Genomic DNA, 18,216 nt, shown 5'->3' on the forward strand with positions numbered 1-18,216 from the left:
GGTTCGTGCTCCGCCCGCGACCACAGCGGGGCAATCCTCAACGTCCACTACGAATGCCGCATACGAAAAAGCACGGTGTCCAAGTTCTCGATCACGGCGACACGGCCGGAGACCCAAGTGCGTTCAGCGTCCTCGATGATGCCCCCGGGCCATCGTCCACGGGGACCGGGACGCGCGCAGCCAGGTGGCTGATCGGTTTCGCGCTGGCTGCGCTCGTCGTCGCCAACGGTTGGCTCATCGTGAAATCGCGTCGGCACGTGATCGAACAAACGCACGCCGTCAACACGAACCTCGCACGAGCCGTCTCCGAGCAAGTCGAGCTGTCCTTAGCCCAGGTGGACCAGCTGCTAGACACCGTGGTGGAAGAGCTGGAGCGTGCCGACGTCACGTCCGATTCGTTGCTTCGTCTGCAACCTGTGCTGGTGAATCACGTGGCCAGGACCGAGCAATTGAGCGGCATGTTCGTCTACGACGCGAAGGGGGCATGGATCGCGACTTCCGAGGCGAAATGGGACTCGTCGTTCAACGATGCGCAGGCTGCGTACTTCGTCCACCATCGTGAAAGCCAAAGCGCCCTTGCTCGCGTGGGTGCACCCGTCCGAAGCCGTTCCTCCGACGAGTGGGTCATCCCTGTATCACGCCGGATAAACGACGCCGAAGGACGGTTTGCCGGCGTTGCCTTGGCCACGTTGAGCGTGGACTACTACAGCCGTCTGCTTGGTCGTTTCAACTTGGGGGAGGGCGCGATCACCTTGACCATCGCAAGCCATTACGTCGCGCGGCACCCCAGCATCGTCACGAACGTGGGGCAGCCAGCGACCGTCCTCAACCCCTTCGTTGGTCCGGCGGGCTCGGGCTTCGGCTCGTCGGTATCACCCATCGACGGCGTCGACCGCTTCTTCAGTTTCGAACGCGCCCGCAGCCACCCATCATTGGTCATCGTGGCGGCGGGGAGGGAGCAGGTGCTCGCAGCGTGGCGGACCTCGTCCTGGCTTCAGTCGTTGTGGGTGTTGTTGCTGTGTCTCGCGCTGGCGATTGGCCTGCGTTTGATCCAATTGAATCTTCGCTACCGCATTCGCGCAGAGGAGGGGCTGCGCGATGCCCACGACGCTCTGGCCAAAGCGAACGTTCAGCTGCAACGCATCGCTAGGCTCGACAGCATGACCGGCTTACCGAACCGAGGAACCTTCGACCGACGGTTCGAGAGGGCATTCCGAAGTTCGCAAAGAGAGCAAGAGCCGTTGTCGATCATCATGGTCGACGTCGATCACTTCAAGCAGTTCAACGACACCTATGGCCATGTGAAAGGGGACAACTGCTTGATCCGGGTGGCTGCGGCGTTGCGAACGGTGGTCCGGCGCCCCGAAGATCTCGTCGCGCGATACGGAGGCGAAGAGATGGCGTTGATGCTGCGCCAAACCGGTGCAGCCGGTGCCGCGTCGGTGGCAGAAGCGGCCCGTCGGGCGGTCAGGGATTTGGCGATCGAGCACGCGGGCTCCCCGCTAGGCAGGGTGACGGTCAGTTTGGGTGTGGCGTCGTTGATCCCCGGGCGTGATCACGCGCGCACCGACCTGTTGATGTCTGCCGATGCCGCCTTGTACGACGCCAAGCGGCTTGGCCGCGATCGGGTGCATGTTGCGGGGTGGGACTCGCCAACATTGTCCCCCGTGCACGAGCACCTGCAACGCTAGCGCCACCGGTTGGACGACGCCGGTAGTGGGCCGTCTCTGTCAAACCGGCAATTGCCGATTGCGTACCGTGGCTGCTCTTCACACCCACAGGAGATCACCATGGAAGAAAAGAGCAAAGTCGGTACGGGTGCCGCCATCGGCGCGGTAGGCGGTGGCATCGCGGGCGGGGCGGCTGCCGGCGCTGCCGTTGGCGGAATGACCGGTCCCGTTGGAGCAGCGGTCGGAGCTGCCGTCGGTGCGGCGGTCGGCGCGCTTGCCGGCAAAGCGACGAAGGTCGATCCTGTCGCCGAGGACAACTACTGGCGAGACAACTACAGCAGCCGGCCGTATGCCAGCGGGGCCAGCTACGACGACTACGGCCCGGCCTACTCGTACGGCTCCAGCGCCTACGAAAAGTATCCCGGCCGGTCGTTCGACGACGTCGAGTCCGAACTAGGATCTGGCTGGACCGGCTCGCGCGGCCGGTCGTCGCTGGAGTGGGAACGCGCCAAGCACGCGTCTCGCGATGCCTGGGACCGCGTGAGCAACGCCGTGGAACGCGCGATTCCAGGCGACTCGGATCGGGACGGGCGTTGACGCTCGGCTCCCCAGCGTCAGCGCTGGGGCGCTGCAGCGCAAAGAGCGTCGTTCCTCACGGTCTCATGACTGCGCCGCTTGCGACCCTCGCTTCACCCTGCCAAACGAGAATGGCTCGTGGCTCCACCGGGCGTCCCGCGGTTTGGCGTAGGTGAACTGCATCCGGGTGTGCGGTCTGTCGTCGAGGATCGCTTCCAACTCTGATGCGGGTCGCCCTTGAGGTGTCAACCAAGCCGCGACGTTTTCCTTCTTCAGCACCGCCAGCGTAGTCGATCCACCCGCGGGCTCACCATCTGCTGCCGACGAATCGCTGATGACAGCGAAGGACCACAGCTCCGGAGCGCCATCCTCCTGCCAATGAGACCAGATGCACGGAACAAGAAGGGCTGTGCCGTCAGCGGCCGTGTGCGTGACCTCCGTGGTGGTGATCTCCTCTCGCGGGCCTAGGCGACGCTTTTCGAGAACGTGCGCAGCCAGCGACTCCTTGAATGCCTCCAAGGCGATGACGCCGTGGGTATGGCCGTAGTGCTCGCGCCAGATGCCCTGCAGACTGTTGCGCGCAACCACGTGTGATCCAGCCAATCGCCGATCGGCTTTGCTGGTCCACCGGGAGGGCCGACATTGAAGTCGCATCGGCCTGACGATCGAACGCCCGTCATGGAACGTCACGAGGGGCACCCATGTGCCCGGAACGACGCGGGTCGATGCATGAGCGACGACACCTTCCATCAGCTGCTTGCGCTCCAACCTCGCATCGATCAGTTCACGCTCGACCGTTCTCCTTCGCACCATGACCGAGTTGCGCCTCGGCACTGTCATCGTCAATTCGATGTCGTGAAGTCGTTTGCTCAAGGTCCCGATGCTGGCTTCGATGAGTTTGAGACGGTCATTGCGATGATTGCGGATCAGTTGCCGGATCGCTCGCAAGTCGGCAGTGTCGTGGGAGAGGAATGCCTGCTCAAGTTCCATCGGAACGCAAACGGGCTCACCGGCGGACCGGCGCTCGAGCATTTGCTGGAACGCGGCAGTGCAAACGAGGCTGCCGAACTCGGCTTGGTACTTGTAGGGATCGGCCCAAACGGTTGCGGAAAACATCTATCGATTCGTCGATTGCACGGATTGATCTGTGCAACGTTTGTGCGTGCTAAAGGTGGTGGGGTGGCGCTGCTCTCTCAAGCAGACCGTCGTGCGGCATCGGCGTTCCGGGCATCGTCTGCCGTGGCTCTCACCAAACAGCTGCGCTCAAGTTACCGAATCTGATGGGCTGCGCGAAACACGATGCGGTGCCGGTCGCCTTCGTGAAGGAAGGTGAAATCGCTCAAGACAAGGCTGACGCCTCGGTAAGTGACGTTCAAGGGTCCACCGAACAGCTGTCGCGAAGCTTGCTGAACGTACGCCTCGCTGCCTTCGATCTCGACAGCGAGATGCGTGGAACTCACTGCAGCGGCTCGGCACATTGTGCCGCCATCTTTGCCAAGGCCTTCGATCGCGATCGGATGCATGGAGAACACGTGGTCCATTCTCGGAGCCACGCGACGCGGCGCTGGGCGGACCAGCTCGTTCCGATGGGCTCCGATTAGTTTCGATGCTCCAAAGCATAGCTGTGCCGGACCTGCGTCTTCGCGCATGGATGTCACGAATCTCAGCGACTGACGCCCTTTAGCAACACACAAGTTCGTGAACGAAACGCTTCTGCGCTCTGCTTGGCTGCGGGCCGCGGCGAACGGCTCCGCAGTCGGACCTGAACGCTCAGTCCTTCAGATCGGCAGGGACGTTACCGCCGTTCTCTGCCACCTTGTTCATGACCTGGCGGTGGAGCCAGATGTTCATGGACGCGGAGTCGTTCGTGTCTCCGGTGTAGTGCAATTCTTGGGCGAGTTCCTTTCGGGCTGCCAAAGAGCTGTCCAAGCCGAGCAGCTTCATGAGATCGACGATCGACGTGCGCCAGTTCAGCTTTTCACCTGCCGCTGCCGCTTTGTCGTTGAGCAGCTTTTCTACGTCCACCTGCGTGATGGGACGGGGCGGAGCAGAGGACCCAGGCCCCGTGCTCGGTGCACCTGACGGCGCGGCCTGGGGCGCTGCGGAAGGTGCGGGTGGCTGTGCCTGCGGCGCTGCAGGCGCGTCGTTCTTCGGTTGTGCGTGCGCAGACGGAAAAATCTTGCTGAGGATGTTGCTGAGAATGCCCATTGAACGCTCCAGGTTGGAAAGCTGATCAGTGTGGCCGTGTGCTTCTGTGGTCACGTGGGACAACACCGCCGACGCCGGACGGTCTCCACCTGCTTGTCTGGCAGATGGCATCGCCATCACCATGGGACGTGACGGCGGCAGCAGTGGTGCTCAGGGAGCGCCTGAACCTGACGATGCCGGATCGGGGTTGGACGGCGAGCGCCGCAATTCGGCTTCGAGGGGGGCGTTTCGGCCGCGGTAGCAGGCGCGCAGCGCGGCCTCCAGTGCGCTATCGAGTGCCTCGGCACCGGTCAGGTCTGGGTAGGATGGTTCAAGCAACGGCGCAAGTCCGCTGTCGCCCCAATCCATGCGCGCCTGGGCACCGGTCAGAGCTTGGTCGACGCTGACGCCCGCGTGCTCCAAGTACAACAGGGCCGCCGCAAAGCCTCTTTCGCGATCGGCTTCTGACGCACCCGGCGCCACCAACTCCAGCTGGTCAGAGCCCTCACATTGCCTGCACAGGGTGGGGCTTGAGTGCCCGGGACTGGCGTTCCGAGACGTGCGTGGCCTACGTTCAACGCAGCAGCTCCGGCAAAGCCGTCGGATCGACGCCGACCAGCCCTGCCATCAGAGCAAACACCAAGGCGGCCCGAACGGCCACACTGTGACGCAGCGTCCACATCACCACGCCGGGCGCCCACCGCCAGCCCATCCTGTCGCGCACGTACCGCGCGTGCTCGATCCCGCTTCGCTTGCGCAGGTACTCGAGATGCTGCGCGTTCGTTGCTTCTCGGCTGGTCGTTTTCACGATGGGCTTTCAGAAGAGTCCATGACAACGGAGTGCCGCACGTAATGCGGCGACCTGCTGATCCAAACGGAATCTGCGACTGCAAGCCGCCAGTCGGCCCGAAAGGGGTGATGCGGCCCGAGGGGCGCGGTCAGGCAGCGCAATGGAGTGCGGTGAGATCTCGCATGCATGGACACCTCCAGTCCAGGTTTGACCGCGACGGCCGCGGTACGGTGATGGGCGGTTGGCTGCTCCTAGCAACTCTCAGGCCGTCATGCGAGGCCGCTGTTTTGTATCGATTTATCGCTTTTTCGGCTGACTCGTGGCAAGGCGCTCGACACCACGGCTATCCGATATGCATCCAAATGTAACATTTGTGCCGTATTTCTGCGTGCTTGTGGTCGGATGCGACATGGCTCCAAATCACCCGCTTCGTTGGTCGGCATTTTTCCCGCTGTGTATCAGTCAGTTGCACGCGTCGTCATGTTTTGGTCGAGCCAAGCAGCTTTTCTACTGCTCAGGGTTCGGGCGAGATCCGGGCAGGGCATGTGACGACTCTTCCCGATTGGTTCTCCTCCCGCACCGTGGGGTCGACCTAAGGCTCGCTCCGACATGGCGGCGGCAATAGACGTCAACTGATAGTCGCAGCGCCGCGGGCGCGGCTAGCCGTATTTGCATTACTTCTGCAGCGCTTCTTTGGCGGAGCGTGCTGATTTCGAAGCGGGTCGAGACGGCATCCGAATCGAGCTGGATCAGCAAAGCATCGCACCGAGTCAGCTGGTCAACTGCCGCGGGGTCAAACGGAGCTGGGACTGCGAAAACCAAGTGAGCGCTCGCTCAGTTCATCGGGGCCGCATTGCGTCACGGCTTCTCTGACGGTCCGCCGACTTTCGCATGGGACGAAGTGTTCAGTCAGACGGCGGGCGAATGCGAACCGAAGCACCGGCAGTTCGATCAATTGCACGAACTTCAATACTGCATGTCTTACCCGCAGCGGTAGCGAGCGTCAGCGCGCCCACCGTTGACGAAGTGCACGCGAGACCGAAACCATTCTCGTGATACCCAGTTCTCGGCAAGCCAAGAGATGCCTGTGCGTCGCTTGCACCTGGGCCGGAAATGAGGTCAGCGGCCGTCCGCCGACGCAAGTTCTTCGCGGCAGCGTTGGAGCTCCGGTGGTTTTCTTCCTGCGACCGGACCGACCACCGACATGCGCGTGGCAAATGGGTGCGTTCTCCCCGGGCACGGCTGGCTCAGCGATCGTCCCGCCTCGGATCGGAAAAACGGCCAAAGTACGATCTTCGATGGCGCATTTTTATTGACCGGCGCGACCGCCGTTACGACGCGGCTGGACCGGCCGGTCGCCCGCCGCTAGCCTTCAGCCATGACGTTGCATACGCGAGGTGAACATGATGACGATGCAGGAACGGGTACGAGAGCACGCGGTGGCTGCAGGCATCTTGGCGGCGGACGAAGGGATGAACAGCTACGTGGCGGAGGGCGCCGCTTGGTGCGCCGACGCATGCGCGCACGCGGTGCGGGCCGGCACCGACCTGCGGGACGTTTCTGCGGACCTCTGTCTGCACATGCGCAAGGCGGGCGCGTCCGGGGCTGAGCAAGCCTTCGCTCAGCTGGTCATCGCCGAGATCGAGGCGTTGATCGGGCGCATGGCAGATGCCGAAGAGGACGACGATGTGTTCGACGCCATCGTCGCTCGCTTCGAATGGACCGAGCGCGTGCACGAGGGAGAGGCCATCAAGCAACTGCTCAGGATCGAGAACGCTGGCGACCTCTGTGCCCGAGAGCGTCTCCAAAGCAAGCAGATCTACGAAACCGCATTGCTCGCTCACTTTGGCAATAGGGCGCGGGCCTTTCGTGCATGGGCGGTTTGGGCCGCTGATCCGGATTCGATAGAAGCAGCACCGTGGCGGGCGCACCACGATCGAGCCCAGCAGCTCGCTTTTGCCGGCCTGGACCTTGTTGCTGCCGCTCGCGTGTCGGTGCGTTTCAGCTTGCATCCGTGATGGTAGCGACGGCGGCGACGCAGCAGCCGGCGATCGGGCCGACTGGACCGCATAATGCGTTGAAGCCGCCCCTACCGCGTACCCGTGCCCAGAGCCATCTCCGAGATCAAGTCACCACCATCGTGCCCCGACGAACCGAGGTCGGATCCTCGGTCCATCCCCCGCGGTGAAGCGTACAGGTTGGCCTTGTCGTTCAACCGCAAGAGGCTTGGTCTCGCCGCCTTTCAATGGGTCGCGTTGTGGCGAACGACCGCAGGCCCCGCCTCCCGATCTTTCCCCTTGGACGCGCACGGCTTCGCAGAAACACTGAGAGGGGCGGCCACGACGATCCTCATGGAGACGGGCATGGCGGTCCCCGAAGCGGAGCTTGAGATCGCGGGCTACAAAGAGCGTCGCGTGAACGAATACCTGCGTGGCCTGGCCTTGCGGACAGCGAACGCGGTCCATCCCTCCCGGACTGCTGTCTAGGGCGACGTCGCGCTGACCCGCGGCGTCAAGCGACCCGCACGCCAAGCAGCTTGTTCAACTGCTGTCCACGGTCGCGCGCAAGCCGCTTCAATTCTTCGAGTTCGTCTGCGCTCAGTCGAGCCGACGGCGGACGGGGCCGAGCGATGACGGCAAGCGTCGGCGGCTTGGCCCTCGCCAACGAACCGCTTCCATCATCCGCCATCGGGATGCGGAGACGATCCGTAGAATGCCTTCAAAAACGCGCGCCGTTCTTCCGGCGTCAGGTCGGGAACGTTCATATCCGGCGCGGTCACCGGGCCGTCGTCCAGCTCCGGAGGCGGGCAGGCATCCTCCGGTTCCAAACAGTCATCGATGGATTCCTGGACCTGTGTCCACAGCTCCTCCTCTGTCCATGCGCCTTCGTCAAAGTCGACCGTGATCAGAAGACCTCCTGCATCGAGGAGTCGGTAGAACTCGCGCTCGTTCGGCATGGCCTGGTTCGGTTGCCTCAGCAGCAGCGGCGTGGCCTCGCGTCCTGCAGCATGCTCCGCGTAGAGCAGGGCATCCTCCCAGGGCATCGTGTACGTTCGAATCAGGACCGTCCATTCGAAGCCGCCAACGGGTACCGCAGACGGGCCAAGCAAATAGGGCGTCGGGGCTTGAGTGCGGGGATCGGCCATGCGCGATGGTAGGTCGCAAGACGAATCGACGCCACGTGTGAACGTTTTGAGGTGAAGCGCGTCTACGAGCGAGCGCATGGCCGCATCGACTGTGGACTTCGGTGAATCATCGAGGTGAAGGACGGTCCATGCGAATCTTGGCCGATGACCACGGCGAATCCTGTCCTGACCACTTGGCGTGTTCGTCGCACAAGCAGAGCATCAGAGACCCGTCGCGCCGCAAGGTCGCCGATGTGCCGCACACCATGCAGCGGGAGGCGCACGCCGCATGCACACTTTCGACGCATTGCTGAATGGCAGCCTGGCAGTGGGCAAGCTCTTGCGCCGCCACCGCGGTGGAAGGCTCGCAGGTTGGCAGCCCAAGGTAAAAGTACACCCGGAAACGTCCGAACTTTTCTTTGATCTGCAGGAAGTGAAAAACGAAGGGGCGGCCGGCAAGCAGTGCGTCGATCTCGTCGCACAGGACCACGAAGGGGGGAAGCCAACCGGCGTACAGGTCCAACGTGTTCGACAGCTTGAACATGTACGGGTAGCGCTCGACCAGCGCACGGACCTGGGATTCTTCCTTCATCCCGCTCACCTTACCGCTTCGAGCAAGAATGCGCTGCCTTACTTTCCCGTCTTGCGCGGTCGAAATCGACCCTTTCGAAAGACCCCGACGGTTCGCGTTCCGTCCTCGCTTTCCTGGAGCAAGAACCCAGGGTGATCGGGATCCGCAAAATAGGCGTGGATTGCTGGATTGCCTTTGAACACGGCGCCGCGATGCAGCCCCGGTTTGCGCAAGGGGCGGCCCAGTCTACGAAGCAACTCGCCGGCCGACTGGGACGGGTCGTCGGCTCTTGCCGTCAAAGCAGCACGGCTCCGCGCAGACCACGGACGTACCTCTTCGTGGCACGAACAAGGCTGATGCTGAGCCACAGGTAGAACGCGAACGCCCAGAAGAGCAGGCCCAAGCCGAAGACCCAGATGGTGGCCAAACCCAAGATCGCCATCACCGCCACGCCCACCCACCAGAAGAAAAGGGTGCCAGTAGGCTCGTTCGCGTACAGCTGTCCACCGACGTTCACGGCAAGCAGAAGGCTCTTTTTCTGCATGGCGGGCTGCACGTGCAGTTCGACCAGCTCTTTGGATTTCAATGCTGCTTCGAGTTTTCCGTCCAGGCCGCCGATGGCCACGAGGTTGCGGAGCATGGTCCCGTCGTCGAACTGCACGTAGCTGTACGTGCTGCTGCTCATGTCGTTGCTGGCCTCTCCGATCGATGGCCCCAACTCCTTGAGCACCCCCTTGTGAATTCCCACCGGCTTCGGCATTTCGCATCTCCTGTCGTGTGATCCGAAACCTGCACGAGCATCGGCCGGCCACGGAATTACTAAACACATATGTTCTAGATTCAACGCATTCTAGATGCGCCAATGCGGCGTGCCTCGGAAGCCTTCGTACGCCCCACCTGTCTCTGATCTGCCCAGCGCGTTCCGCGCGGTGCGCGTTGCGAAGGAGCTGACCCAAGGGGCCTTCGACACGGTGTCCTCGATGGCCCACGTCAGTCGCATCGAACGAGGGACGAGCGACCCAACGTTCGGCAAGATTGAGGCGCTTGCTCAGGTGATGAACGTGCACCCGCTCACCATCCTCGCTTTGAGCTACGTCAAACGTCCGCAGTCCACCGACGTTCGAATGCTTTTCGACCGAGTCTCGGCCGAGATCGAACGTCTCGGCATCGACGAGTTCTCGGGCGCGACCCTCACGCCTGGAGTCAAGCCTTCAGAGAAGTAGCGATCACAGGGTGCTGCGCAATCCGCGCCGAGGCGGGCTCGCGATCACGCACCCAGTGTTACCGTCTTACCGCGACAGCGGTATGGCCGGCTCGCACGAGCCATCAAGCGGCCATGCGTGTCTTGAGCGCGGCGGTTTTCGCAGATGCGGACGCTTTAGCCGACGCGATGGGCGTGGCGGAATGGCAGAACGCTAGGAAGTCGTCGACCTCCTGAGATTTGTCGAACATGGCTGCAGCCCCCAACTCCAGACAGCGTTCGCGGATGTCCTGCGTGGCGTAGTTGGTGAGCACAACGACAGGAGCCCTCAGGCGTTGCTGGCGCAGCGAGCGGAGCACGCCGATGCCGGACCCCTGTGCAAGCATTAGGTCGAGGATCACCAGGTCGACTCGCGCCGCGCTCTCGGCCAACCAGCGAACCGCTTGCTCTTCCGTTTCCGCGGTTGCGATGACCTCGACGTTGGCCATCTCGGTGAGCGCAGCCACGAGGTTGTCGCGGATCATGGGGTTGTCTTCCACAAGCAGCGCGCGGCGCTGAAAGCGGAAAATTCGGGCAAGAGAGGGCACCATCCATGCGATTGGAGCGAGAAGGCGCCGGGGACCTTGTCAGACATTGCGCCGAGTTCCCGAGATCCTGGCTGTGAAAACGACGATCGCTTGCAGCCCAGGGAAGGCGACGCCTCGTGCAAAGGGCCAGTGCTCACAGGGTATGGCGGCTATTTTGTAGCCGTGCGAAAAGCTTCAGCGAGCACGAAATTACATGTCCGATTGCCCTACCAGAGCCTGGACTTTGCACGGCAAACCTCACTTTCGGAGCGCCAGTCCCAGCATCCCGAGGGTGTCGCAGCCGCAGCTGCAAGGCTCACAGTCCGGTCGCCGCCGACAGGGCGTCACACCGTGGGGAGGTGACTCTTAGCGCGGCGGGCGGCCTGGCAGCTTGCGCGACGATCCGTGGGAGCGCGATGGCGCGCGCGTCTTGTACGCACGGCGCCCAAGCCACGCGGGCGCCTCGAGACGCACCGGCGACCTTCTACTCCAATGCCGAGGTTGGACCGAAGAACTCGTAGCGGCTCTGTGCCGGCGGCACGCCCAGCGCGTGCAGGTCGCGCCGTAGCTGTGCCATGAAGGGCTTGGGTCCCAGGAAATAGGCGTCGAGGTCGCGGTCCGCTGGCAGCCAATCCTGCAGCCGCGCACGGTCGAGCCGGCCGACGGCGTGCGGCGCCGCGCCGGTGCCCTGCGCCTCGTCATGGCAGTAGAAGACCTGCAAGCGTGGATGCCGCGCGGCCTGGGCGTCCACGTGGGCGCGGAAGGCATGCACGTCGGCGTTGCGCGCGCAATGGATGAAGTGCACGGGCCGCTCGCCCGGCGCGGCCAGCGCGGCGTCCAACATGGCCAAGGTGGGCGTGATGCCGACGCCGCCGCTGATCAGCACCAGCGGCTTGTCGCCCGTGGCCAACGTGAACTCGCCTGCCGGCGGAAATACGTCGAGCAGGTCGCCCTCCTGCACGTGGTCGTGCAGGTGGTTGGAGGCCACGCCTCCCGGCTCGCGCTTGACGCGTGCAGCGCCTGCACGACCAGCTCCTTGCCCACGCCGGTCTCGCCGCTCACCAGCACAGTCAGCGCGCTGGGGCCGACCAGCGCGATCTCGCGCAGCAGCGCGCGGTGGGCGGCGCTGCGGCCCACCTGTCGGCGCGTGCGCTCGCTGCCGGCCGCGCGGCGGTACTGCTCGGCGCGACGCTGGGCGTCTTCAGCGCGCAGCGCGAGGTCGTCCATGCGCTCGGCCGCGGCGCGCGAACTCGAGCTTGTGCTGGCGCGCGCGGCGCTGCGCGGGCTGGGCCGACATGGCCAGCGGCCACGCGTGCTGAGCGTGGGCGCCGAAGACCTCGGCCTGGGCGCGCCGACGCCGCTGCCGGCGGCTTCGGCCACGCCTGCTGCGCCGCCCGCCGGCACCGTGCCACTACGCCAGCGCGTGCAGGCATTCGAGCGCCAGGCCATCGAGCAGGCGCTGACTTGCCACGCCGGAAACTGGGCCGCCGCCGCCCGCGCGCTGGACATGGACCGTGCCAACCTAGTGCGGCTGGCGCGGCGCTTGGGCCTGGCCGTGCCGGCGCGCAACGTGCGTCTCAGTCGCTGACGGCCGGCGCCGGCGGCGGCTGGTCCACGGTGATCATTGCTGGTCTCGACTGACTCGTTGCGAGCCTGGCGGCGGCTCGTTCAACACGGCCCAAAACATACCCAAGTCGGAGATGGCAGAGAGAAACTGCTTGAACTCGACCGGCTTGACCACGTAGGCGTTCACGCCGAGCTGATAGCTTCGAACGACGTCGTTCTCCTCCTGCGATGAAGTCAGCATCACAACCGGGATGCTGCGCAGCCCTGCATCGGCTCGAATCGCTTCCAATACCTCAAGCCCGTTGATCTTCGGCAGCTTGAGATCGAGCAGAACGACAGCCGGATTTCCGCTTTCTCGGCCGTCGAACTCGCCGGTGCGCCGCAGATACTCCAGCGCTTGCGCACCGTCCCTCACCACGATGACCTCGTTGGCCAGTTGACTGCGCTCCAGAGCGACCAGGGCGAGTTCCAGGTCACGGGGGTCGTCCTCAACCAGGAGAATGGGTTTGATGGTGGTCATGGCTTCACAGGTTGTTGATTTCCACGCAGAACTGACCCACCGCCACAGGTAATTTCCGTCCAAATCTGACCCACGTAACAACCCTAACCTGCTGCTTTTTGCGGCAGGAGCACAGGAGTGATTGACGTGGCGACATTGAGTGTCATCAGGCGTTGGGCACTGCGTGAGCATCTGTCCCTGCGCGAGATAGCCCGGCGCACCGGCCTGTCTCGCAACACCATCAAGAAGTACCTGCGGGCCGGTGAGGCTGAGCCGCGTTATGCCAAGCGCGTGGGCATCAGCAAGCTGGACCCCTTTGCTGAGAAGCTGTCCGGCTGGCTCAAGACCGAGACCGGCAAGTCGCGCAAGCAGCGGCGCACGGTCAAGCAGATGCATGCCGACCTGGCCGCGCTGGGCTACGACGGCTCGTACAACCGCGTGGCGGCCTTCGCGCGTGTCTGGCTGGCCAAGCGGCAAGAAGCCGAGCGAACCACCGGCCGTGGCACCTTCGTGCCCCTGACCTTCGGCGTCGGCGAGGCGTTCCAGTTCGACTGGAGCGAGGACTGGGCTGTGATTGGCGGTGAGCGGACCAAGCTGCAAGTGGCCCACACCAAACTCAGCCATAGCCGGGCCTTCATCGTGCGAGCCTACCTGCTGCAAACCCACGAGATGCTGTTCGACGCCCACAACCACGCGTTCCGCGTGCTGGGCGGGGTGCCTCGGCGCGGCATCTACGACAACATGAAGACCGCAGTGGACAAGGTGCGCCGGGGCAAGGAGCGCGACGTCAATGCGCGCTTCGGCGCCATGGTCAGCCACTTCCTGTTCGAGGCGGAGTTCTGCAACCCAGCCTCGGGCTGGGAGAAGGGCCAGGTCGAGAAGAACGTGCGCGATGCGCGTCACCGCCTCTGGCAGCCCGTGCCGGCCTTCGCCACGCTGGCGGCCTTGAACGACTGGTTGGAAGCCCGTTGCACGGCCCTGTGGCGCGAGATCGACCACGGCAAGCTGCCGGGCACCGTCGCAGACGTCTGGGCGCAGGAGCGGGCACTGCTGATGCCGCTGCCGCGTCCCTTCGATGGCTTCGTGGAGCACACCAAACGCGTCTCGCCCACCTGCCTGGTGACGTTCGAGCGGGTGCGCTACAGCGTGCCGGCCTCGTACGCCAACCGACCGGTGAGCCTGCGCGTCTACGCCGAGCGGATTGTGGTGGCGGCCGAAGGCCAGCTGCTCTGCGAACACCGTCGCCTCATCGACCGCCGCCACGACACCATAGGCCACACGGTCTACGACTGGCGGCACTACCTGGCGGTGCTGCAGCGCAAGCCAGGGGCGCTGCGCAACGGTGCGCCCTTCGTTGAATTGCCGGCGGCGTTCCGCCAGTTGCAGGCCGCGCTGCTCAAGCAGCCCGGTGGCGACCGCGAGATGGTCGAGGTGCTGGCCCTGGTACTGCACCACGACGAGCAGGCCGTGCTGACCGCCGTTGAGCTGGCACTGGAGGCTGGCGTGCCGACCAAGATGCATGTGCTCAACGTGCTGCACCGGCTGCTGGACAGCAAGGCCGCGCCGCCACCGGTGACCGCACCCCAGGCACTGCGCCTGGTCCTCGAACCGCTTGCCAACGTGAAACGCTATGACGACCTGCGGGCGTCAGAAAGGAAGGTGCGCCATGCGCCATGACCCTGCCATTGCAGCCCTCGTCATCATGCTGCGCGAACTGAAGATGTTCGGCATGGCGCAAGCCGTCTCCGAGTTGGCCGAGCAAGGGGCTCCGGCCTTCGAGTCCGCGCAGCCGATGCTCGCGCAGCTGCTCAAAGCCGAGACGGCAGAGCGCGAAGTGCGGGCCGTGGCCTACCAGCTCAAGCAGGCCAAGCTGCCGGCGTACCGGGACCTGGCCGGCTTCGACTTCAGCAGCAGTGAGGTGAACGAAGCCCTGGTGCGCCAGCTGCACCGATGCGAGTTCATGGAGAACGCGGAGAACGTGGTGCTGGTCGGCGGTCCGGGCACGGGCAAGACGCACTTGGCCAGCGCCATCGGAGTGCAGGCCGTCGAGCACCATCGACGCCGGGTTCGCTTCTTCTCCACGGTCGAACTGGTCAACATGCTGGAGCAGGAGAAGGTCTGCAACAAGAGCGGGCAGATGGCCCACCGCCTGGCCCACATGGACATGGTGGTGCTCGACGAGCTGGGCTACCTGCCCTTCAGCGCCTCGGGCGGGGCCTTGCTGTTCCACCTGCTCAGCAAGCTCTACGAGCGCACCAGTGTGGTCATCACGACCAACCTGAGCTTCAGCGAATGGGCCAGCGTGTTCGGCGATGCCAAGATGACCACGGCGCTGCTGGACCGCCTCACGCACCACTGCCATATCCTTGAGACCGGCAACGACAGCTACCGGTTCAAGAACAGCTCCGCGCAACCCATCAAGAAGGAGTCCAAACCGAAGAAGTTATCCACACCATGAGCCCTGCTGGGCTCTATCCAGGGTGGGTCAAAGTTCGATGGAAATGGTGGGTCAGGAATACGTGGAAATCAACAGCCAAGGCTCAGCTAGCGTTCTCACGTTCTCAATCAGACCGCGGTCCCCCCCCGTGGCATTGCGAAAGCCATCGGGCCTTCTATGCCGTCATCCAGTCCATGGCGCTGTTTGCTGGTGGAATATGAAACTGTTCGCCGGTGCGGACGTAGGCAACGGCTCACGACAAGACGGGCCGACCCCTGGCCCGATGCGGCAGCGCGCATCTCTACGCTTGGTATCTCTCCACCCCGCTGCCAATAGGCGGTTCAACCAAGAGGAAATGACCATGAATACCGATCAAGTCAAAGGCGCCATGAAGGATGCAGCCGGCAAGGTGCAAGAGAAGGTCGGCGAAGTGACAGGCAGCCGCGAGCAGGAAGCCAAGGGCGTCGCGAAGCAAGTGGAGGGCAAGACCCAAAAGAGCTTTGGCGACACGAAGGAAGCCGTTAAGGACGCTGTGAACAAGCCGTAAGTCTCGGCTAGGCTTCGCGCCATGCAGAGAAGCGGCCGAGGCCGCTTTTTCTTTGCCTCGGCGAGTTGCGGCTAAAGCGGATTTACGCCGCGTCTGCCGGGCAAGGCTTGTGAATCCGTGGCCTACGGATTTCTCGCGCGCCACCTGTCCGACACCGTTTCAATGTGCGCTGGCTAAGCGTGTGCGCGCCATGCAATTGCTGACGAACCGCCTGTTTGAATGCGGGTGGAGTCGCGCGTGCGCGAGGCGCTGTCGAACCTTGTCGCCAACGCTATCCAGCACGGCACACAGCGGCGTGTCGACGTGCAGGTTGACCGAATTGGGACCGAATTCATGGGTGCTTGTATCCAACAGTGGACAGATTCCAGAGCCGCAGTTCGCGGGCATCTTCGAGCCTCTGAAGCGAGGCGGTAGCTACAAGACGGGGCATAGAACCAACCTGGCCTTGGACTGTTCATTTGCAAGCAGATCGCCTCGACTCACGGGGGCGACATCAAGGCCACTTCTTCAGATGACGAGGTGGCAGTCGAACTGCGTTTTCCCGTCGACAGGGTCTAAAAGCGCAGGCATGGGCCGGGCCCTGGCCCCGTCCAAATGAAAAAAATGCCGGCGTTGCCCGCCACAGCGGTCGTTGGCGGCAGTGTTCCGACAGACTGCAATGGGCGCGAAGATGACAATCGCTGAGTCCAGCGTGTCCGAGATGGAACTCAGAAGCAGCCAGCGGTCAGCAGTCTTGGCTGCCTGTGCGTCCCGCTGGGCGCGCCGATGCTGACGTGTGGCCAGTCTTGCAGCGGCAACGATCGCAGCGATGGGTTCATAGCCTGCACTCAGCTCGCCCACTCGCCTTTGGTCAGGCATATGCCCTCCCAATTGATCCACAGCAGGCAGTACTCGTCAGCCGGCAGTTGCAGTCACTTCATCACCAGGGTAAGTCTCGGCAGAGTCGTCGCGTCCATGCTTCCTCCAGGCCAAACTGTAGCGGCGCCAGACCGGCCATGCGGCGGGATGCGCGGCGGCCACACTCGGCCCGCGCCGCCCTCTCCTGGCGGACTCTCTGGCCCGGCGGCGGATTCTGCAGCGCGCGTGCCGCCCTCCGCTGCTCCTCTTAGCAGCTGCTACGGCTTGTGCCGCGTAGCCCGCGCTTTTGCGACCACCTCTTGGGTTCGCGTCCGCTCGGCTGCCGCTTGAGCGCGCAGCCACCCGTGCGACCACGCCAGATCGCGAAGCCTTGCGGAGATAGGTGCTGCTGTGGTGGTGCCGTAGGGGTTATCGGAGAGCGAGATGCCGGTCTCAAATGCTAGCCGGCCTCCCTGCACGGCTTGGTGAATGTCTGGTTGCATGCGGCGGTTCTGGCAATCCACGTTCCCGCCGCAGGGTTCAACTCGGGCCGCAGACCACAGGGCTTTCGGGCTGCTACATCCGCAGCGGCATCTGACAGCTCAGCCGAGCACTTCCCTGTGCACGGTCGCGCGCAGCCTCGCGACGTGATCTTCGAGCCCGGGCACCAGCTCCAGCGTGTCAAGCGCCAGCAGGAACACCGGGCCATTCAGCCGCTGGTCGGCATGCATCGAAAGCAGGTGGCCGATCAGGTCGACGCTCAGCTGTCGCATCTCATCAGACACGTCGCATTCCGCAAGCGCGGCTAGGCACTCGTGCAGTCTGGCCAGGGTCTCGGGAGAATTCATCAGGCAACTATATGGATGGCAGCAGCCATGCCGTTCGGGCCGCCGGTGTAGCCGATCACCGCGTACCGCCCAGCGCGCAGCTTGTTGAGCTACGCCGTCGGCTGAGCCCTACAAGGCGCACTCCATTTTGCCGTCATGCAGTCGAGGAGAGTGCTGCGATGATTTTGTTTTTCACTGCGCGGGAGAAGAGGTGGCAGACAACAGGATCACGCGCGACAACCCGGACCGGTTGTCCATCGACAGGGCTCCAATTCGGCGCATGCACGCCGTTGTTGCCTTCGCTTCGCTACCGCTGTTCCTTGGCGCTCTGCTCGGTGACCTGGCTTACGCGTCCTCCTTCCAGGTGCAATGGACCAATTTCGCCGATTGGCTCAATGCGGGCGGTTTGGCACTTGCCGTGCTCGCGTTGGTGTGGGCGGTTCTGGCAGAACTGCTTAGCAGGCCTCGCCATCCGCCAGGTCGCCGCTGGCTCCACGCCACGCTGCTGGCCGCCACAGTAGTGCTCGGGCTGGCGAATGCATTTGTTCACGCGAAGGATGGCTGGGCCGCCATGCCCGCCGCAACGGTGCTATCGCTGTGCGTTCTGGTGGCTGCTGCGGCGGCATCTGTCGCGGGGCTCACCCATTTCGGCAGGAAGGTCGCGGTATGAAGACATCCCCTGTTCTGACACTGTTGCTCGTATGCGCAGCGCTTGGCGGGTGCAGCAAGGATGCAACCGATGGCACACAGTTCGGCGCCATCGATGGCCTGCCCGAACCAAGCGGCGGCCTGCTGCCGAGCATGTCCATCGCCGAGCC

General features: G+C 63.7%; 21 protein-coding genes. 9 read left to right on the forward strand and 12 right to left on the reverse strand.

The genetic code is table 11. From position 1 onward, the window contains the following. The first annotated feature begins 53 nt into the window (after positions 1-53). Positions 54-1,691 carry a sensor domain-containing diguanylate cyclase gene (locus IE209_RS27200; RefSeq protein WP_189690013.1) on the forward strand — a complete coding sequence of 546 codons (1,638 nt, stop codon included), beginning with the start codon at positions 54-56 and terminating at the stop codon, positions 1,689-1,691. A gap of 99 nt (positions 1,692-1,790) precedes the next feature. Next, entirely contained in the window at positions 1,791-2,267 is a 477-nt protein-coding gene (locus IE209_RS27205; protein WP_189690014.1) for a glycine zipper domain-containing protein, read from the forward strand. Between the two features lie 63 nt (positions 2,268-2,330). Here the strand turns inward: IE209_RS27205 and IE209_RS27210 are convergent, their stop codons facing one another. From IE209_RS27210 to IE209_RS27225, 4 genes are all read right to left on the reverse strand, one after another. After that, positions 2,331-3,362 carry an SOS response-associated peptidase family protein gene (locus IE209_RS27210; RefSeq protein ID WP_189690015.1) on the reverse strand — a complete coding sequence of 344 codons (1,032 nt, stop codon included), beginning with the start codon at positions 3,360-3,362 and terminating at the stop codon, positions 2,331-2,333. Positions 3,363-3,514: 152 nt separating this feature from the next. Next, entirely contained in the window at positions 3,515-3,787 is a 273-nt protein-coding gene (locus IE209_RS27215) for a hypothetical protein (RefSeq protein ID WP_189690016.1), read from the reverse strand. Between the two features lie 229 nt (positions 3,788-4,016). Beyond that, the gene (locus tag IE209_RS27220) at positions 4,017-4,454 is read right to left on the reverse strand and encodes a DUF3597 domain-containing protein (protein ID WP_189690017.1); all 438 of its coding nucleotides are present in this window, start codon (positions 4,452-4,454) and stop codon (positions 4,017-4,019) included. Between the two features lie 553 nt (positions 4,455-5,007). Beyond that, positions 5,008-5,241 carry a hypothetical protein gene (locus tag IE209_RS27225; RefSeq protein WP_189690018.1) on the reverse strand — a complete coding sequence of 78 codons (234 nt, stop codon included), beginning with the start codon at positions 5,239-5,241 and terminating at the stop codon, positions 5,008-5,010. Positions 5,242-6,629: 1,388 nt separating this feature from the next. Between IE209_RS27225 and IE209_RS27230 the strand changes: the two genes are divergently transcribed. Further along, positions 6,630-7,241: a hypothetical protein gene (locus IE209_RS27230; protein ID WP_189690019.1), complete on the forward strand. Its 612-nt coding sequence runs from the start codon at positions 6,630-6,632 to the stop codon at positions 7,239-7,241. A 659-nt stretch (positions 7,242-7,900) separates the two neighbouring features. Here the strand turns inward: IE209_RS27230 and IE209_RS27235 are convergent. From IE209_RS27235 to IE209_RS27245, 3 genes are all read right to left on the reverse strand, one after another. Continuing rightward, entirely contained in the window at positions 7,901-8,368 is a 468-nt protein-coding gene (locus tag IE209_RS27235; RefSeq protein ID WP_189690020.1) for a hypothetical protein, read from the reverse strand. 106 nt (positions 8,369-8,474) lie between these two features. Next, the gene (locus tag IE209_RS27240; protein ID WP_189690021.1) at positions 8,475-8,939 is read right to left on the reverse strand and encodes a hypothetical protein; all 465 of its coding nucleotides are present in this window, start codon (positions 8,937-8,939) and stop codon (positions 8,475-8,477) included. A 274-nt stretch (positions 8,940-9,213) separates the two neighbouring features. After that, a complete protein-coding gene (locus IE209_RS27245) occupies positions 9,214-9,678 on the reverse strand; it encodes a hypothetical protein (protein WP_189690022.1) in 465 nt (154 codons plus the stop codon). A gap of 169 nt (positions 9,679-9,847) precedes the next feature. Here IE209_RS27245 and IE209_RS27250 point away from each other — a divergent pair, with 169 nt between their 5' ends. Beyond that, positions 9,848-10,141, forward strand: a complete 294-nt coding sequence (locus tag IE209_RS27250) for a helix-turn-helix domain-containing protein (RefSeq protein WP_189690023.1) — start codon at positions 9,848-9,850, stop codon at positions 10,139-10,141. A gap of 103 nt (positions 10,142-10,244) precedes the next feature. Here IE209_RS27250 and IE209_RS27255 read toward each other — a convergent pair whose 3' ends face one another. From IE209_RS27255 to IE209_RS34465, 3 genes are all read right to left on the reverse strand, one after another. Beyond that, complete coding sequence (locus IE209_RS27255; protein WP_189690024.1) at positions 10,245-10,709, reverse strand: response regulator transcription factor; 465 nt, start codon at positions 10,707-10,709, stop codon at positions 10,245-10,247. A gap of 460 nt (positions 10,710-11,169) precedes the next feature. Continuing rightward, the gene (locus tag IE209_RS27260) at positions 11,170-11,595 is read right to left on the reverse strand and encodes an NO-inducible flavohemoprotein (RefSeq protein ID WP_373305439.1); all 426 of its coding nucleotides are present in this window, start codon (positions 11,593-11,595) and stop codon (positions 11,170-11,172) included. Next, positions 11,565-11,912: a sigma 54-interacting transcriptional regulator gene (locus IE209_RS34465; protein ID WP_373305440.1), complete on the reverse strand. Its 348-nt coding sequence runs from the start codon at positions 11,910-11,912 to the stop codon at positions 11,565-11,567. Before IE209_RS34465 ends, IE209_RS27260 begins: the two co-directional genes overlap by 31 nt. Here IE209_RS34465 and IE209_RS34030 point away from each other — a divergent pair. Further along, positions 11,911-12,273 (forward strand): helix-turn-helix domain-containing protein, encoded by a 363-nt coding sequence (locus IE209_RS34030; RefSeq protein WP_229883073.1) that lies wholly within the window; start codon positions 11,911-11,913, stop codon positions 12,271-12,273. The two genes, IE209_RS34465 and IE209_RS34030, sit on opposite strands and share 2 nt — an antisense overlap. Positions 12,274-12,306: 33 nt before the next feature. Here IE209_RS34030 and IE209_RS27270 read toward each other — a convergent pair whose 3' ends face one another. Further along, positions 12,307-12,771 (reverse strand): response regulator, encoded by a 465-nt coding sequence (locus tag IE209_RS27270; protein ID WP_189690027.1) that lies wholly within the window; start codon positions 12,769-12,771, stop codon positions 12,307-12,309. Positions 12,772-12,888: 117 nt separating this feature from the next. Here IE209_RS27270 and istA point away from each other — a divergent pair, with 117 nt between their 5' ends. The 3 genes from istA (at position 12,889) to IE209_RS27285 (ending at position 15,734) form a co-directional block, all read left to right on the forward strand. Further along, the gene (gene istA / locus IE209_RS27275) at positions 12,889-14,427 is read left to right on the forward strand and encodes an IS21 family transposase (protein WP_189690028.1); all 1,539 of its coding nucleotides are present in this window, start codon (positions 12,889-12,891) and stop codon (positions 14,425-14,427) included. Then, complete coding sequence (gene istB, locus IE209_RS27280; protein WP_189690029.1) at positions 14,417-15,208, forward strand: IS21-like element helper ATPase IstB; 792 nt, start codon at positions 14,417-14,419, stop codon at positions 15,206-15,208. Before istA ends, istB begins: the two co-directional genes overlap by 11 nt. A 340-nt stretch (positions 15,209-15,548) precedes the next feature. Further along, positions 15,549-15,734: a CsbD family protein gene (locus tag IE209_RS27285; protein WP_189690030.1), complete on the forward strand. Its 186-nt coding sequence runs from the start codon at positions 15,549-15,551 to the stop codon at positions 15,732-15,734. Between the two features lie 1,439 nt (positions 15,735-17,173). On the opposite strand, the gene IE209_RS27290 is transcribed toward IE209_RS27285, so the two are convergent. Next, on the reverse strand, positions 17,174-17,419 hold the full coding sequence (locus tag IE209_RS27290) for a hypothetical protein (protein ID WP_189690031.1): 246 nt from the start codon (positions 17,417-17,419) through the stop codon (positions 17,174-17,176). A gap of 190 nt (positions 17,420-17,609) precedes the next feature. Between IE209_RS27290 and IE209_RS27295 the strand changes: the two genes are divergently transcribed. Further along, positions 17,610-18,068 (forward strand): DUF2231 domain-containing protein, encoded by a 459-nt coding sequence (locus IE209_RS27295; protein ID WP_229883074.1) that lies wholly within the window; start codon positions 17,610-17,612, stop codon positions 18,066-18,068. Positions 18,069-18,216 lie beyond the last annotated feature (148 nt).

Source organism: Pseudorhodoferax aquiterrae, from assembly GCF_014652235.1.
Classification (GTDB): domain Bacteria; phylum Pseudomonadota; class Gammaproteobacteria; order Burkholderiales; family Burkholderiaceae_C; genus Pseudorhodoferax; species Pseudorhodoferax aquiterrae.

Bases quoted from the DNA above. Each gene is read 5' to 3' on its own strand.
- IE209_RS27200 (WP_189690013.1), top strand. From the start codon at position 54: ATGCCGCATACGAAAAAGCACGGTGTCCAAGTTCTCGATCACGGCGAC.
- IE209_RS27205 (WP_189690014.1), top strand. From the start codon at position 1,791: ATGGAAGAAAAGAGCAAAGTCGGTACGGGTGCCGCCATCGGCGCGGTA.
- IE209_RS27210 (WP_189690015.1), bottom strand. From the start codon at position 3,362: ATGTTTTCCGCAACCGTTTGGGCCGATCCCTACAAGTACCAAGCCGAG.
- IE209_RS27215 (WP_189690016.1), bottom strand. From the start codon at position 3,787: ATGGACCACGTGTTCTCCATGCATCCGATCGCGATCGAAGGCCTTGGC.
- IE209_RS27220 (WP_189690017.1), bottom strand. From the start codon at position 4,454: ATGGGCATTCTCAGCAACATCCTCAGCAAGATTTTTCCGTCTGCGCAC.
- IE209_RS27230 (WP_189690019.1), top strand. From the start codon at position 6,630: ATGACGATGCAGGAACGGGTACGAGAGCACGCGGTGGCTGCAGGCATC.
- IE209_RS27235 (WP_189690020.1), bottom strand. From the start codon at position 8,368: ATGGCCGATCCCCGCACTCAAGCCCCGACGCCCTATTTGCTTGGCCCG.
- IE209_RS27240 (WP_189690021.1), bottom strand. From the start codon at position 8,939: ATGAAGGAAGAATCCCAGGTCCGTGCGCTGGTCGAGCGCTACCCGTAC.
- IE209_RS27245 (WP_189690022.1), bottom strand. From the start codon at position 9,678: ATGCCGAAGCCGGTGGGAATTCACAAGGGGGTGCTCAAGGAGTTGGGG.
- IE209_RS27255 (WP_189690024.1), bottom strand. From the start codon at position 10,709: ATGGTGCCCTCTCTTGCCCGAATTTTCCGCTTTCAGCGCCGCGCGCTG.
- IE209_RS34030 (WP_229883073.1), top strand. From the start codon at position 11,911: ATGCGCTCGGCCGCGGCGCGCGAACTCGAGCTTGTGCTGGCGCGCGCG.
- IE209_RS34465 (WP_373305440.1), bottom strand. From the start codon at position 11,912: ATGGACGACCTCGCGCTGCGCGCTGAAGACGCCCAGCGTCGCGCCGAG.
- IE209_RS27270 (WP_189690027.1), bottom strand. From the start codon at position 12,771: ATGACCACCATCAAACCCATTCTCCTGGTTGAGGACGACCCCCGTGAC.
- istB (WP_189690029.1), top strand. From the start codon at position 14,417: ATGCGCCATGACCCTGCCATTGCAGCCCTCGTCATCATGCTGCGCGAA.
- IE209_RS27285 (WP_189690030.1), top strand. From the start codon at position 15,549: ATGAATACCGATCAAGTCAAAGGCGCCATGAAGGATGCAGCCGGCAAG.
- IE209_RS27290 (WP_189690031.1), bottom strand. From the start codon at position 17,419: ATGAATTCTCCCGAGACCCTGGCCAGACTGCACGAGTGCCTAGCCGCG.